This window comes from Flavobacterium kayseriense (assembly GCF_014305095.1).
GTDB classification, from domain to species: Bacteria; Bacteroidota; Bacteroidia; order Flavobacteriales; family Flavobacteriaceae; genus Flavobacterium; species Flavobacterium kayseriense.
The window spans coordinates 148,765-163,154 of record NZ_JACRUI010000004.1 but is presented as its reverse complement, the minus strand read 5'-3'; the positions used below and the strand labels follow the sequence as shown (position 1 = coordinate 163,154).

Below are 14,390 nucleotides of genomic sequence, written 5' to 3'. Positions count from 1 at the left end.
TCAATTGTATCAAGAACATAAAAGCTGTTTACCCTTTTATATTTAAAATGAAAAATCAAGAATACGCAATAGTAGATATTGAAACCACAGGCGGAAATGCCACTCATAGCCGAATTACCGAAATAGCAATCATAATTCATGATGGTGAGCAAGTAATTGATCGTTGGGAAACACTAGTAAACCCTCAAAAAGATATTCCGCCAGCTATATTTGCCTTAACAGGTATTACCAACGAGATGGTTAGTAATGCTCCTGTTTTTGATCTAATTTCGGATAAAGTATTTGAGTTACTGTCTGACCGCGTATTTGTGGCTCATAATGTAAACTTTGATTATTCTTTTGTGCGTCATGAACTAGAACGAGCGGGTTTAAAATGGACTGCCAAGAAATTATGCACCGTAAGAGCCGCAAGAAAAATTAGACCAGGACTGCTTTCGTACAGTTTGGGCAGACTTTGTGATTCATTAGCTATTAATTTAGACAACCGCCACCGAGCGGGCGGTGATGCTGATGCTACCGCTATCTTGTTTAGTCGTTTGTTAGAATGGGACACTGATCAGGAGATGGATAAAATGATCAAGAAAACCGCCCCAGATCAACGATTACCTCCTAATTTACCTAAAGAAGATTTTGAACAATTGCCTGAAAAACCAGGTGTATATTATTTTTATGACGAGCACCATAAAGTGATTTATATCGGTAAAGCCGTTAATTTAAAAAAACGAGTAGCATCCCATTTTACAGGACATAAAATCACACCACAACGACAAAATTTTTTACGTGAAATTTACGCGATTACCTTTGAACTATGTGGTACTGAGTTGATGGCTTTGTTGCTAGAGTGTACCGAAATTAAGAAGCTATGGCCCATTCACAACAAAGCATTAAAACGTTTTGAGCCTAAATTTGGTTTGTTTGAGTACGAAGCTAGAAACGGTTATCGCTACTTAGCTGTTGGTAAACTAGCTAAAAACCAAAGTTGTATTGAAACCTTTGATACTATTTACGGTGGTATTAATTTACTGCAAGACTTAGCCAAACAGTTCGATATAGATCAACGATTTTGTAAATACGGAAGCTTATCTGATGGTGTGTTTGCAACACCAATAGATGTTACTCCATTACCAGAAATTGATTACCACAACGACCAAATTCAAGCGGCACTAGATTTTCATATCTCTAACAGACCAAGTTTTGCTATTATTGATAAAGGACGAAATAATGAAGAACGCAGTTGTATTTGGGTCGAAAACGGACACTTTTACGGAATGGGATATCTTGATACTGATGTTGTAATTAATGACCTTTCTGAAATCAGAGAGTATGTGACGCCTTATCCTTCGAATCAATATATAACGGACCTGCTTTATTCTTTTGCACAAAAATATCCATCTAAGATTCAAATTCAGTCCAAAGAAAACGCAGAGTTATAGACTTCCCACTGTGGTTTTTAGATCGGTTATTACTTATTTAGTAGTACACTTTTCCAATTTCTATATTTGAGATAAAGCGACTTCTCACATGTAAGCTAAAAGTAACAATAGCAGCACGATTAGCGGTTAAAAGGAAAGATAATAGAAACAGTATGTGTTAAAACTAACAAAACTTTAGCAATTGTTTGAAAACCAAGACTGTAAATATGTCGTAAATTACAAAAGATACCTAATTGAGCGGAGTAAATTGACCGAAAACGTTATCTACTCATAATCAATTACTTATAATAATATTCAATCTTTAAACAGTATAAAATGAAAATACTAAGTTACTTATTTGTGTTTTTCACAGTGATAAGCTGCACTAATGCACAAACAAAAAAATTATCTCTTGAGCCTAAAAACGGACAAGCTGTTGCTGTTTTTGCATCAGGATGTTTCTGGTGTACAGAGCATGTTTTTGAAGCCGTTGTAGGCGTAAACGAAGCAATATCTGGATACAGTGGAGGATCAACTAAAAATCCTAGCTATGAACAAGTAGGTTCTAATAGAACGGGTCACGCTGAATCGATCGCTGTTTTTTACGATCCAAAGGTAATTTCGTATAAAGAGTTGGTGAATGTGTTTTTTGCATCGCAAGACCCGACAACACCTAATCAGCAAGGGCCAGATCGTGGATCATCTTATCGCTCGATTGCTTTTTATAAAACTCCAGCTGAGAAAAAAATTATTGAAGACAAAATTAAGGATTTGACTGCTAAGAAAGTATTTGCTAATCCAATAGTTACAGAGGTGAAGCCTGTTGTTGATTTTTATGAGGCAGAAGACTATCATCAAGATTACGTTAAAACTAATCCTAATCAGCCATACGTTAAAGGAGTTTCAGTACCTAGATATAACAAGTTCAAAGCTGCTTACAAAGGTAAATTAAAACCAAATAATTAAAATCATGAAAAGATACCATCAATTTATTGCTACTATATTAATCTCCTTTAGTTTTATTGCTTGTTTACAAGCTAGTAAGGGGAAAAAAGAAGTAGCCGAGACAGGGAAAGAAATACAAGTGGAGCAGTCTACTTTATCATTATCAGACACTATTTTGAAAAAAGTAGTTAAAACCGATGAGCAATGGAAAAAGGAGCTAACTCCTAATCAATATTATATTTTACGTGAAAAAGGGACAGAGCGCCCTTTTCAGAATGAATATCATGACAATCATAAAAAAGGAACATACTACTGCGCAGGATGTAATTTGCCTTTATTTACATCAAAAACTAAATTTGATTCAGGCACAGGATGGCCTAGTTTTTATGATGTTTTAGACATGAGCAGAGTAAAAGAAGTAGTAGATAAAAGTGCAGGAATGGTTCGAGGAGAGATCGTATGCGCGCGTTGCGAAGGACATTTAGGACATCTTTTTGATGACGGACCTAATCCTACAGGACTACGTTATTGCATGAACTCCGCTTCATTGACATTCGAAGAAGCAAAGTAATAATTTGGTTAATTATTCGAAAAAAGGGCGTTTGTTTCATCTGAAATAAACGCCCTTTTGGGTTTCATTCTTGTTATATTTTTAAAATTTATTCATAAAAGTGATGATACTAAACAAGTATTTAGAAGATTAAGTACTGCTCTTGTAAATTATGAAGGAATTTTGAAGCGATACAAACGATTGTTTTAACGGAACTCTAGGTAGAAATCGCAATACAAACCGTTAGATTGTATTTTTATATTTAATTAAAATATTTTTTTGAATTTTCCAAAATATCATTTTTACTATGTTCGCCTAAATAATAATAAAATTTACCATCTGGTTTGATCAAAATATAATTGCCGTATCTTATTTCATAGGGAAAAAATAATTTCTTAAATAAATTGTTTCGGTCTGCAATCCACTTAATCCTATCCGCATGATAATAGTGTAAATTATCAGATTCTGGAGCATTTATCCAAAATTGACTAATATCTGCTATTTTATGAAGATTTTCCAAGTAATCGTTGTCTAAAATATTCCAATTTGATCTCGATTTAGTATTAGCGGCTTTTTTAGGAAAAGCAGTTAAATAGTTTATCACAATATTTTGTGTTGTGTCAATTCGCTTAGCGCTTATTTCAGTCAAATACTCTTTTAAGTTCATAAACGTCATTTTGTCTAAATGACCAAATTTTTGACGAGTAACTAACATTCCTACTTTAGTGGTGTCATTTTCGTAATATACATCTAAATTTTTATGATGGTCAATACTTTCTGTGAATTTTTGTTTCTCAACTTTTTCTCCAATTTCATTGTAGAAAACTTTTTGTTTACGTTGTCCAAAAAGTAAGGAAGTAAAACAGATTAGGATAATTATTATTTTCATATTTTTTTTTAAATGAGTTATTAAGTTGGTTTATACTTGTAAGTAAAGTTAGGCGCGTAGCTTTTAGTTGGATTTCAACGAAAATACTAATATAATTGTGGCTAAGTACTAAATTTAGAAAATTGCAATTTGAGGCTAGTATTTATTACTTAAATAAATTTCCAACACTCCTAAAAATAGTTTTCTTTTTTCTTTTAACAATTATAACTTCACCCATTAATTGTTCTGCAGCACTCATTTCAACTTTTAACTCTTTTGTTGTATTGGTTACCTCTATTTCTTTTCTTTCCATGCCAATGTAACTAAAGGCTAATGTTATTTTTCGGTTAAAATACTTTGAAGGAATTTTTATTTTAAAATTTCCATTAATATCTGAATTAACATTATTCTCTGTGCCTAATTGTATGATGCTTACTCCTGGCAATGGATAACTTTTACTGTTTTCTGCCATGGATTTCTCAACGACTTTTCCGTTAATCTCAACATAATCGTTTTTGATATTTTTTAATTTGGAATTGTTTATACTATTTTCAACGATTTCGATTTTGTCCTTTTTGTTTTGTGAGAACGAAGGTTTGGCTAGAAAAATAAATGTAATGGTAAAGAATAATGCAATCCGATTAAAAATATTTTGACCTGTTGGTTGTAGTTCCTTATTGATTTGATGAGGTAAAAATCGCCCACAAATATTGTCTGATTTTTTAATGTTGTCTAAAAGGTGTTGGTCTGAATAAAATTGAAAATTAATAACTTCTTTTTTACACTTTGAGCAAAACTTACCTTTTTGAGATGAAGTCATTTCATCCCATTTCTCATTGCATGGTTTAGGTATTTTAATTGTGTAGAACATTCAAATTTTAGTTTTATTTGCCTTTTGGTAGACATATTTATTTTATATTTAGGTTTTAACCTTCGTTATAAATCGCTACAGTTTAAAGTTAAAATTTTTTTCGAGACGTAACTCTAATTTTACCAAAGAATCCGAAATATTTTAAAAAAAGCTATTAGCACTCGATTATCTTCAGAATAGTAGTTATTGAATTTCGTTTCGTAACATGAATAAAATCATCAAAATTACTAATGTAACTATGTTAGTTTTAGATTTAATATATTTCTGTTCGTTAACGTTTATAAATATTTGGATCATCAAATATCCACTAATTATTACGATGGGTAAATAGTCCAATATTATTTCAACATACCAAATTTCTGAAATTCTGCTTGCAGTGGCACTTTCGCCATAGATTCCGCAAAAAGCAAAAATCTCAATTACAAATAGTAATAAAAAAATCACAAAAAGTAGTACGCTTTTAATTGCAATACTTTTATATTCGGTTTCTAGTTTAGAGAGTTTTTGTAAATTCAAAATGAGTCATTATTACAATAAAAACATAAAGTAATTGTCAAAAAATGTCTTCCAAATAAAAAGTATTTGTATTTCGGTTTGGTCACTAAAATTCCACTATAAACTGGTATTTGGATTATAGTTGTGATAAACCGAATTAAACTTATTTCATTATTTAAGTTGGCTTGTATCATTGTAAAAGGTAAAATTACTTTTGCAGGAATATATGTTTCGTGTGCTCCAGCTGCAAAGATTATCGCTACATCATACATAAAACTGCAAGAATTAATATGTTCGATTCTATTTTCATTTGAGTGAGTTATAACTACAAACTCACTCAAGTTTATGTGTTTTTTCTTAATTCACAAAATAAATGTCAAAGTATTTTCTTTCAATTATTAATTTAAATCTTTGTATGATTGTATAATAACTGTTTAATTGCGTGAGGGATAGCAGTGAAAAGCCCACAAACAAGTGTAGCGATAGCGTAACTTGTTGCGGACTTGTAACGGATAGCCCGACCCGCTTAACCCATGAAATGAGGGTTTAGCGGGTCACGCCCAAAATAATATAATTGTAATTTCTGTAAATTAGTTAGCTATGAGAACGATTATCTTTGATAAGCCGCAACTAATTGTTTGGCTATCTCAAGAATATCAGCTGCTATAAAATTAGGTGCAATGGACAAAGGATAGATTGCTTGTCCTTCACGAGTGATAAAGCCTGTGGCTAATCCTGCATGTGCAGCGCCTGCTATGTCCCAACCATGCGCTGCGATCATAATCATTTGTTGAGGTTGTACCCCTAGCTTCTCGGCTGCCCATAAATAGGTTTCCTGCGCTGGTTTGTACTTAGCAATGGTGTCGATGCTTAATGCTTGCTCAAAATAGTGGGTGAGCTTAGAGTTTTTTAGTTGCTCTTGCAAGGCAGCATCTGGAGAGTTAGTTAAGGTTATTAATCGAAAACCATTGTCTTTCAATAATTGCAATCCCTTGATCACATCAGGGTAGGTTTGCAATGATTTGATAGTTGATAAAGTAGCTTTTATTTCCTCAGGAGTTACAGTAACTTGCAGGGAAGTGGCCGCCATATCGAGTGTTGCCGCTGCGATGGTCGTGAAATTATGGTATTCATTAATGCTGTTAGATACGGTTGAGTAATGCAGCAACATTCCAAACCAAATTCGGAAACCTTGTTCTTGCCGTAAAAGTGTATTGATGGCTTTTTTTAGGGGCGTCATATCGAGTAAAGTTTCGTTTACATCGAATATGATTACGGGCTTAGTTGTTATTTGGGTCATTGTTGTGTGCATTACTTATTTATACCATTTTTTAATCGTTTCAAGTGCAGGCTTGCCTTGCGGAGTATAATCGACATTGTTTTTCTTTTGTTTGTGATACTCATCAGCATACCATTTCCATGCAAATCCGCCTGCAAACCATGACTTTTTGCTTAAGGTCTGAAACAAAGCTTCGTACGCATTGGCTTGCGCCAAATTATTCATAGTTGTTTGGATTTCGGTCCAAGGTGCTTTTGCGGCTTCATCAGAATTGCGGTAGCCAAACTCGGTGAAAAGTATTTTTTTATTTATTTTAGTTTGGAGTTTTTCCATCTTTAGGATGTGTTCTTTCCAAGCTTTGTTTAGCTCTGCTACCGTTGGAGTAACAGCATCAGACAATGGAAAATACGCATCGATACCGATATAATCAAGTTCATTCCAGAATGGGACTTTATCAAAATCATCCCAGTTAGCAGCATAGGTTAATTTCCCAGTATATATTTTACGAATTTTTACAATTAATTGCGACCAGTATTGCGGACGTTTTGCGATTGAATTCCCTAGTTCAGTTCCAAAACAAAAGAGTTCCATCTTTTCGGATTGGGCTAAGCGTGCAAAATCAAGAATGTATTTCTCATAATCAGCCTCCCATTTTTCCCATTCGGCATCATTTGAAAAGTCAAGAATTCCAGTATAAAAGCCATGGTTAACCCATAAATGAGGTTTAAGCATTACGCTCATTTTATAATCGTGCGCTAATTTATTGCTCGCTATTATCCCCTCAGTCCTTTCACCCCACCATTGGCGTTTATTATTATATCGAATAGCGGCATTTTCAATGTCGACAAAAGCGTAGGGAATCAAGGAAACAGAATTGACGTGATGAGCTTGTAGCTCTTCAAGTGTTACGCTTCTTAACTCTTTGATGGGAGCAACTAAATTCATCCCTTTGTATTCTATCTTAACAGCACGAGGGATTATTGACTTTGCGCTATTAAAGTGAAAAAAGGCATAGCTACTACTAATAATTAATAGAGCCACAGAGAGTATGATAGCGTTTTTTTTCATAAAAGTAAAGTTACTCATTTTAAATAGTGAAACTAAATTATTGTCAAATTTTAAGTTTTTTTTTCGGTTTTTCTAAGCAATTTATAGTTTCTATTTTCACTTTAGAGGTAATTTAAGTTGCTTTTTTTGAAGCAGTTTTACGTAAAACCAATTTTTATATCGCTACCTTTTCAAGTATTCTCTTATCCCATAGCTTGCCACAACGCCTTCTCCTGTAGCTGCTGCCACTTGCGCAATAGCACCAAAACGACAATCGCCTGCGGCAAAAATACCCGGAATGCTAGTTTGATTTAGTCCTTTAGTGAGAATGTGACCACTTTCAGACAGGTTGATTAATCCTTCAAAAGGCTTAGTATTAGGAAGTAATCCAATGAAGATAAAAACGCCGTCGGCCTTTATTTCGTTCTCTTTGTCAGTTTCATTATCGGTGTAAGTCATTGTTTCAAAACTTCCGCTATCGTTGGCAATAAATGCTGTTGGCGTTTTATTTAAAAAAACTTCAATATTAGAGAACGTCTCTAGTTTTTCACTGTAGATTTCATTTGCCGAAAACTGCTCACCTCGATGAATGATACTTACTTTTTTGCAAAAGCCTGCTAAAAACATTCCTTCTTCGAGTGCGCTGTTTCCGCCACCAATTACAATTACTTCCTTGTCGCGATAAAAGGCGCCATCACAAGTAGCGCAGAAATGAATTCCAGAACCAATAAGTTCTTGTTCCCCATCGATGCCAAGGGTGCGATAAGTACTTCCTGTCGCAATAACAATTGATTTAGAGCGATATTCCTGGGAAGGGGTTGTTACTTTAAAAAAGTTTTGCGCTTTCTCTATGTTTTGTATTTCTTCTCCCGTTTCTATTTTGGCTCCTAGTGTTTCGGCTTGACTTTCCATTCGATCCATTAAATCAGGGCCAGATACCTCTTTGAAGCCGGGATAGTTCTCTATTTTTTTTGTTATATATGCATTCCCTCCAATATTGGTTTTTTCTAAAATGATGCTATCAAAACGATCTCTTTGTGCATATATAGCAGTAGTAAGTCCAGCCGCACCACCACCTATAATGAGTACATCATATATTTTAGTGTCGGCTACTTTATCGATACCGAGTAACTTTGTTAGTGTAGCGTTATCTGGGTTGGAATAGGCTTTGTCGTTGAACAAAATGGTTGGTATGATTCTTTTTCCATTATTAGCATTCATCACAAATTCACTCGCTCCCTCAGTTGTCTCAACATCTATGAATTCAAAATTTATTTGATTGTCTTGTAAAAAATGTTTTGCACGCTGGCAATCAGGACACCAATCGGCTCCATACATTACAAGTTTGCCTTGCTTGTTAATGCCTAATGTTTGGGCTAATTCATGATTTTGAGGATTACTATAGGCAGTATCATTGATTAAAACGGTTGGAATGATTCGTTTTCCTTTATTATAACCTTCTACCAGTTGTGATGCCTCAGGAGTAATGTCAATATTTATATATTCAAAATCAATTTTATTTTTTGCAAAAAGCTCTTTTGTTCTTCTGCAGTCTGGACACCATTCAGCACCATACATTTTTATTTTTTGTTCCATTTATTTTAGTTTTGTCAGCTATCGCTGTCGTTTTATTTAATTGTTTTTAAAACTGCTAAAAGCATGTCGCCACTAATTCGTTGTTTATAATTAGGGTTAATGTATTCAAAAACAATTTCTCCTTTAGTAGTAACGATTAGTACTGTTGGCACCGGTAAAACAGTTGCTGTTTCTCCTTTTTGCCCTTGGGTAGCTACATATCCTTTTATTGCTGACGGCGTTTGAAAAGCGATGCCAACTTCCTTTATGAATGCACCGTTTTTATCGGATAGTACTTGGTATTTGATTTTATCTTTCTCCTCGGTATTTTTTAGATTTCTATAATCGTCTGGACTAACAGCAACGATTTGGTAACCTAAATCTAAAATTTGTTGCTCTATATCCACTAAACCTGATAATTGAGCATTACAATAGGGGCACCATCCACCTCTATAAAATACTAAAACTGTTGGCTTAGCTGTTAGTATGCTATTAAGCGCTATCGTTTTTCCATCTGCATTTAGTAATTGAGCAGGGGGTAGTATTTCTCCAATTAAAAGTGGACTGATATCCTCTGCTTGTAGTGGTGCTGTTTGTGCGTTAGCTGAGATAGTAAAAAAAGCAATAAAAACTAATGCTAAAATTGTTTTATACATGTGATTGTATTTTTAATTAAGGGATTAAACTAAGTTCATGAAGTTACGAATAATTTTCTAAATGGGATTCCCAACTGTAGGATTCAAACCTAATTTTATAAGGAGTTGTATCTACTGCAAGTACTTTAGTTAGCGCTTGTTTTATGCCTTTTGTTCCACCAAAATCAGCACGGTACCACAACAGTAACTTGGAAGTTGTAATGGTTTTAGTGCGATGATCTATAGTTGTCTCTTGCTCAAGAAAGGAATGCATTGCGCTATCCAATTGTTGATCTGTTTTTTCAAAATTGTAGAAAGCGATAGGAGGGCAGCTCTTGGCACCGCAATTTAATGCAAAGTGAATTCGAAAATCGATTGTTTGCACTTCCATATCTATTAATAAGGTAGATGCAAAAGGATTTCTTAAGTAACCAAAACTCCATTTCCAGCGATTTTTTCTTAAAATTCCGTGCTCGATATCGTCGAGACTAAAAAGATTTTCAGCAATAGGAATCTTCTTAGCACTAAAAATAGTTTTGCGATTAACTGCTGATTTACGTGCCTCTATTTGATAAAAGGCGTTGTAAATATTGATCCAAAATGCCTTTTTAGCCGCATCTTTATTTAGTTTGGCTTTTAATTGAGTCAAAGTGACTGAATGCAAAAAGAGTTGTTCCTGTTCCGTATCTAAATTCATTTTTACATTAAGTAATAATTTTTCAGATATAGAAAGTAAGCAGTTTGGGCAGTCCATAGGTAGCTATTTAGAAGATTAAAATAAATTATTACATCATTTTTGATCGGAATAAAGCAGTGTTGTTTTTTCTGCTTTCATTATCTGCTGCTCAAATAAAATATAGCACACTACTAAGCCATATTCCACGGCGATGAGCCAATAGTTCTCTTTGAACTCAGGAGTTGAATACGCTATATAACTTAGGAAGATGGTAAAGCTCCAAATTATTGGAAAGTTGTATTTTGTAAATATACCTATTAGTATCAAGTTTATGACATACCAAGGATGAACAGTAGTCGAGCTGAAGAAGTAAACGGTAAGGACTAATAAGAAGCTATTAAAAAGCTGCAACGTATTGATGTTCTTTTCCTTCAAACTTTGATAAGCGATAAATAAAATAATGCAAACAGGAATGATTTTTCCTGTGATATGGATGATATTGTAACCTGTAATCCAAAATCCTATTTCTCGAATGATGTAATAAACACTAGCGTTGAATTCAAAATTCGTAAACCATAATCCAATAGTTTCGCTGTAATTTTGAATTAGTGCATTAGAAAGAAAGGGAAGAAAAAGTAGAACATTAACTCCGACTACAATTATATAAAACACGATTGCTTTACCCCATCCTAATTTTTTTAAGAACAGAGGTAGAAGGAGTAAGGGCAATAATTTTACGGATATGGAAAGTGCTAAAATAACGGCGGCCATTTTCCATTTATTTTGCTCTAGCAAATACATAGACCATACGAAGAAGAAAAGCATTACACCCTCAAAATGTAAATTTCCTGTAAGTTCAATTAGTACTAGCGGATTCAAAATGAAATAGAAAATTCGGTGCTTAGCAACTCCTAATCGACCGAGTAGTTTACTACCAAAATAAAGTGTTCCTATGTTTGCTGCTATAATGAGAATACGCATTGCAATTACCGTACTTAGTATGGATTTTGTACTAAAAAAGGCCGCTACTGCAAAAATAAATTGGTTTACAGGAGGATAGTTAGAGTAATGCTTTGCGCTTAAACTTCCCATACCACTATACAATTCTTTAGCATTAGGAATGCCTAAGTCTGATTGAAGAATCAGGTCTTTTGGTAACTGTAAGTAAGGGTTCATTTGCTGAATCAATAAATACCCGTCCCAAATGAATCTAAAGTAATCCTGTGATAAATTAGGCAAAGCCAAAAGGACCGCCAATTGAAACAAAACTGCCGTAATGGTTAGGAACTTAAAATCATCCTTTTGCCATTTTATAATTTGTACAAAAGACAAAAATAGGACGCTTACACATATTATCAGATTTATAAATTGCGAACGATCAAGAAAATACGCTAGGTACGTGTAAAGGAAAATACTTAGGGTGATTAAACCATAAGTTTTCTTGTTATTTAGTTTACTATTTATCATTTATTCCCAACTACTGACTTGACAAATACAAAACCAAACCCTAGAAATAACATTAAATGGAGGGCAATTAAACTGTAGTCATTCAAGCGTATTGCGCTATACATAGCGAAAAGAAAATAAAGTATTAGTATTCCTTCGGCGATGATATTTTTAGAAATGGTTTGAGAGATATAGCTATTCTGTTTCCATTTGTCTTTTAGCGCTTCGATGTTAAGTTTTGGAGTTCGCACAAATTCGCTTTTTTTGCCCCATAGACCCTCTAAAACGGCGATAGTATTGTGAAAAGAAAAGCCCATGGCAATCGTATAAAAGGTAATAAAAAGACCCATATAGCTAACGAAGTTTCTAAAGCCGCCGCCGTGAATACTTTTATATGTAGCCCAGTAACTAATGAAAAACAGGATAGATGTAACGATAAAGAAAATTAGTATGTCAAATACTCGATTAAATACTGGGAATTCATTTTTGATATACAGCATGGGTACACTTAATATTGCCATTGTAAAAATGGCTAAAAACATGGTGCTGTTTAATAAATGCAGCATTCCATGTGCTTTCGTTTTAAACCCAATTGATTTTGATTGCAATACACGCGAAGCGTTTTTACTAAAATTTTCGGCTCCGCCTTTGTTCCATCTAAATTGTTGCGATCTTGCAGCACTTATTATGGCTGGAAGTTCCGCTGGTGTCACGACATTTTCTAAGTACTTGAATTCCCATTTTTTTAACTGAGCGCGGTAGCTTAAATCAAGATCTTCGGTTAACGTGTCACTTTCCCAATTACCAGCATCTATTATGCATTGTTTCCTCCAAACACCTGCGGTACCGTTGAAATTGATAAAATGTAATTTTGAATTTCGTCCTACTTGCTCTATGGTAAAATGCGCATCTAATGCAAAAGCCTGAATTTTTGTTAAAACAGAATAGTCACGGTTTAAATGTCCCCAGCGGGTTTGTACCACTCCAATTTTTGGATTCTTAAAATAAGGGATTGTTTGGTAAAGCCAATCTTTTTGAGGTACAAAATCAGCATCAAAAATAGCGATAAATTCTCCTTTAGCAGTAAGTAATCCTTCCTTCAAGGCGCCAGCTTTATAGCCAGTCCTATTAGTTCTGCGTATGTGAGTAATATCAATACCAGTGGCAGCTATTTGTTTGATTAATTGGGCTGTTTCTATCACACTATCATCAGTACTATCGTCAAGAACTTGTATTTCTAGCTTGTGCTGCGGATAATTCATTTGAGCAATAGTAGTTAAAAGGCGTTCTACTACGTATTTTTCATTATAGATAGGTAATTGTATGGTCACGAAAGGAGTTTCGCTCGGGTTATTAAGATCGTATTGTTGTGATTTGTCTTTTTGTTTTTTGCTTTTAAGATAATTTAGCAACAAATTAAAATGAGCCAAACTATACAAAAACAATAGTACAATCGAGATGCTGTATAGGATTACTATGATGTAAGAAAGTTGTAACATTTTATTATTTAAAGGTATATTTAAAGATCCATCCTATTATTTTTACTCCAGCCATAATCGTGCCTTTAACCGTACCCGATACTTTAGAAACGCCAATTCTATTTTTGTAACGAACTGGAATTTCTTTATAGCTCATTTTTTGTTTCAAGACCTTTAGTTGCATTTCTACTGTCCAACCATAGGTTTTGTCTTCCATGTTTAAAGCTAGTAATTTATTATATTTAATTGCTCTAAAAGGACCTAAATCAGAAAATTTTGCATTAAAAAATATTTTCATAAGAGTTGTCGCTAGCCAATTCCCAAAGACTTGTTGCGGAGTCATGGAATGCTTTTCTCTAAGTGAAGCTACTCTTGCACCTATTACAAAGTCAATATTATCATTTTGTATTGGAGCTATTAACTTAATTAATTCCTCTGGATAGTCTGAATAATCACCATCTAAAAAAACAATGATGTCTGGTTTTATTTCTTGATTAGCAATGTAGTCCATTCCCTTTAGGCAGGCAAAGCCATAACCTTTGCGACTTTCAGACAATACTGTTGCTCCTGCATTTTTTGCCACTTGAATAGTGTTGTCTGTCGAGTTGTTACTTATTACAATAATCTCGTTGACAAAGGTTGGAATTTCTTTAATTACGTTGGCAATTGCTTTTTCTTCATTATAAGCAGGGATAATTACTTTTATGTGATTCATTAGAAGCTTATTTTATTGTCTTTTTTGAATTCTGATAAAGAATTCCATTCTTTTAGTTTTTTACCCATGGCATATTTTTCAGCTCTAATGATATTGTTCTTTTGATAAATTAAAGTTAATCCATTTAGCTGATCGTTTTCGAATTCACTTTTTTTATCAATTTGTTTATTGGATTTATAGAAAACCCACCATTTGCATTTTTTATTTTCCTCAAAATGTCCTTCTGCTTTTTTGTTTCCGTTTTCAAAGTAATAAAACCAGTAGTCTACTTTTTGATTTTGGTTTAGCCAGCCTTCTGATTCCATATTTCCATTTTTAAAATAGGTTTTATGATACGTTTTCTGAGCGGAAGTTTGAATAAAGACAAACAAAAACAAAATATAAATTGCTTTTTTCAT

15 protein-coding genes are annotated in these 14,390 nt (G+C 33.8%); 3 read left to right on the top strand and 12 right to left on the bottom strand.

Translation table 11 applies throughout. The features are described 5' to 3' along the window. Nucleotides 1–47 precede the first annotated feature (47 nt). The 3 genes from H8R22_RS12035 to msrB all read left to right on the top strand — a co-directional run bounded on the left by H8R22_RS12035 (nucleotide 48) and on the right by msrB (nucleotide 2,928). Entirely contained in the window at nucleotides 48–1,433 is a 1,386-nt protein-coding gene (locus H8R22_RS12035) for an exonuclease domain-containing protein (protein ID WP_187010637.1), read from the top strand. A 315-nt stretch (nucleotides 1,434–1,748) separates the two neighbouring features. Then, complete coding sequence (msrA, locus tag H8R22_RS12030) at nucleotides 1,749–2,378, top strand: peptide-methionine (S)-S-oxide reductase MsrA (protein WP_187010636.1); 630 nt, start codon at nucleotides 1,749–1,751, stop codon at nucleotides 2,376–2,378. Between the two features lie 4 nt (nucleotides 2,379–2,382). Beyond that, nucleotides 2,383–2,928 (top strand): peptide-methionine (R)-S-oxide reductase MsrB, encoded by a 546-nt coding sequence (gene msrB, locus H8R22_RS12025; protein WP_187010635.1) that lies wholly within the window; start codon nucleotides 2,383–2,385, stop codon nucleotides 2,926–2,928. Nucleotides 2,929–3,169: 241 nt separating this feature from the next. Here msrB and H8R22_RS12020 read toward each other — a convergent pair whose 3' ends face one another. The 12 genes from H8R22_RS12020 to H8R22_RS11965 all read right to left on the bottom strand — a co-directional run bounded on the left by H8R22_RS12020 (nucleotide 3,170) and on the right by H8R22_RS11965 (nucleotide 14,390). Then, complete coding sequence (locus H8R22_RS12020) at nucleotides 3,170–3,796, bottom strand: hypothetical protein (RefSeq protein WP_187010634.1); 627 nt, start codon at nucleotides 3,794–3,796, stop codon at nucleotides 3,170–3,172. 145 nt (nucleotides 3,797–3,941) lie between these two features. Continuing rightward, a complete protein-coding gene (locus H8R22_RS12015; protein ID WP_187010633.1) occupies nucleotides 3,942–4,646 on the bottom strand; it encodes a carboxypeptidase-like regulatory domain-containing protein in 705 nt (234 codons plus the stop codon). 183 nt (nucleotides 4,647–4,829) lie between these two features. Then, nucleotides 4,830–5,162 (bottom strand): hypothetical protein, encoded by a 333-nt coding sequence (locus tag H8R22_RS12010; RefSeq protein ID WP_187010632.1) that lies wholly within the window; start codon nucleotides 5,160–5,162, stop codon nucleotides 4,830–4,832. Nucleotides 5,163–5,751: 589 nt separating this feature from the next. Beyond that, a complete protein-coding gene (locus H8R22_RS12005) occupies nucleotides 5,752–6,441 on the bottom strand; it encodes a haloacid dehalogenase type II (RefSeq protein ID WP_187010631.1) in 690 nt (229 codons plus the stop codon). Between the two features lie 15 nt (nucleotides 6,442–6,456). Beyond that, nucleotides 6,457–7,488 carry a glycoside hydrolase family 113 gene (locus tag H8R22_RS12000; RefSeq protein ID WP_187010630.1) on the bottom strand — a complete coding sequence of 344 codons (1,032 nt, stop codon included), beginning with the start codon at nucleotides 7,486–7,488 and terminating at the stop codon, nucleotides 6,457–6,459. A 162-nt stretch (nucleotides 7,489–7,650) separates the two neighbouring features. Beyond that, on the bottom strand, nucleotides 7,651–9,063 hold the full coding sequence (locus tag H8R22_RS11995; protein ID WP_187010629.1) for an FAD-dependent oxidoreductase: 1,413 nt from the start codon (nucleotides 9,061–9,063) through the stop codon (nucleotides 7,651–7,653). Nucleotides 9,064–9,095: 32 nt separating this feature from the next. Then, nucleotides 9,096–9,698, bottom strand: coding sequence for a peroxiredoxin-like family protein (locus H8R22_RS11990; RefSeq protein ID WP_187010628.1), 603 nt, complete (start codon nucleotides 9,696–9,698; stop codon nucleotides 9,096–9,098). A 43-nt stretch (nucleotides 9,699–9,741) separates the two neighbouring features. After that, on the bottom strand, nucleotides 9,742–10,431 hold the full coding sequence (locus tag H8R22_RS11985; protein ID WP_187010627.1) for a DUF547 domain-containing protein: 690 nt from the start codon (nucleotides 10,429–10,431) through the stop codon (nucleotides 9,742–9,744). 36 nt (nucleotides 10,432–10,467) lie between these two features. Next, entirely contained in the window at nucleotides 10,468–11,685 is a 1,218-nt protein-coding gene (gene mptB / locus H8R22_RS11980; RefSeq protein ID WP_225878966.1) for a polyprenol phosphomannose-dependent alpha 1,6 mannosyltransferase MptB, read from the bottom strand. A 131-nt stretch (nucleotides 11,686–11,816) separates the two neighbouring features. Beyond that, the gene (locus H8R22_RS11975) at nucleotides 11,817–13,298 is read right to left on the bottom strand and encodes a cellulose synthase family protein (protein ID WP_187010625.1); all 1,482 of its coding nucleotides are present in this window, start codon (nucleotides 13,296–13,298) and stop codon (nucleotides 11,817–11,819) included. 4 nt (nucleotides 13,299–13,302) lie between these two features. Beyond that, nucleotides 13,303–13,992, bottom strand: coding sequence for a glycosyltransferase family 2 protein (locus tag H8R22_RS11970; protein ID WP_187010624.1), 690 nt, complete (start codon nucleotides 13,990–13,992; stop codon nucleotides 13,303–13,305). Then, complete coding sequence (locus tag H8R22_RS11965) at nucleotides 13,992–14,390, bottom strand: toxin-antitoxin system YwqK family antitoxin (protein WP_187010623.1); 399 nt, start codon at nucleotides 14,388–14,390, stop codon at nucleotides 13,992–13,994. The genes H8R22_RS11970 and H8R22_RS11965 overlap by 1 nt, the downstream gene beginning before the upstream one ends.

Bases quoted from the DNA above. Each gene is read 5' to 3' on its own strand.
- H8R22_RS12035 (WP_187010637.1), top strand. From the start codon at position 48: ATGAAAAATCAAGAATACGCAATAGTAGATATTGAAACCACAGGCGGA.
- msrA (WP_187010636.1), top strand. From the start codon at position 1,749: ATGAAAATACTAAGTTACTTATTTGTGTTTTTCACAGTGATAAGCTGC.
- msrB (WP_187010635.1), top strand. From the start codon at position 2,383: ATGAAAAGATACCATCAATTTATTGCTACTATATTAATCTCCTTTAGT.
- H8R22_RS12020 (WP_187010634.1), bottom strand. From the start codon at position 3,796: ATGAAAATAATAATTATCCTAATCTGTTTTACTTCCTTACTTTTTGGA.
- H8R22_RS12015 (WP_187010633.1), bottom strand. From the start codon at position 4,646: ATGTTCTACACAATTAAAATACCTAAACCATGCAATGAGAAATGGGAT.
- H8R22_RS12005 (WP_187010631.1), bottom strand. From the start codon at position 6,441: ATGACCCAAATAACAACTAAGCCCGTAATCATATTCGATGTAAACGAA.
- H8R22_RS12000 (WP_187010630.1), bottom strand. From the start codon at position 7,488: ATGAAAAAAAACGCTATCATACTCTCTGTGGCTCTATTAATTATTAGT.
- H8R22_RS11995 (WP_187010629.1), bottom strand. From the start codon at position 9,063: ATGGAACAAAAAATAAAAATGTATGGTGCTGAATGGTGTCCAGACTGC.
- H8R22_RS11990 (WP_187010628.1), bottom strand. From the start codon at position 9,698: ATGTATAAAACAATTTTAGCATTAGTTTTTATTGCTTTTTTTACTATC.
- H8R22_RS11985 (WP_187010627.1), bottom strand. From the start codon at position 10,431: ATGGACTGCCCAAACTGCTTACTTTCTATATCTGAAAAATTATTACTT.
- H8R22_RS11975 (WP_187010625.1), bottom strand. From the start codon at position 13,298: ATGTTACAACTTTCTTACATCATAGTAATCCTATACAGCATCTCGATT.
- H8R22_RS11970 (WP_187010624.1), bottom strand. From the start codon at position 13,992: ATGAATCACATAAAAGTAATTATCCCTGCTTATAATGAAGAAAAAGCA.
- H8R22_RS11965 (WP_187010623.1), bottom strand. From the start codon at position 14,390: ATGAAAAAAGCAATTTATATTTTGTTTTTGTTTGTCTTTATTCAAACT.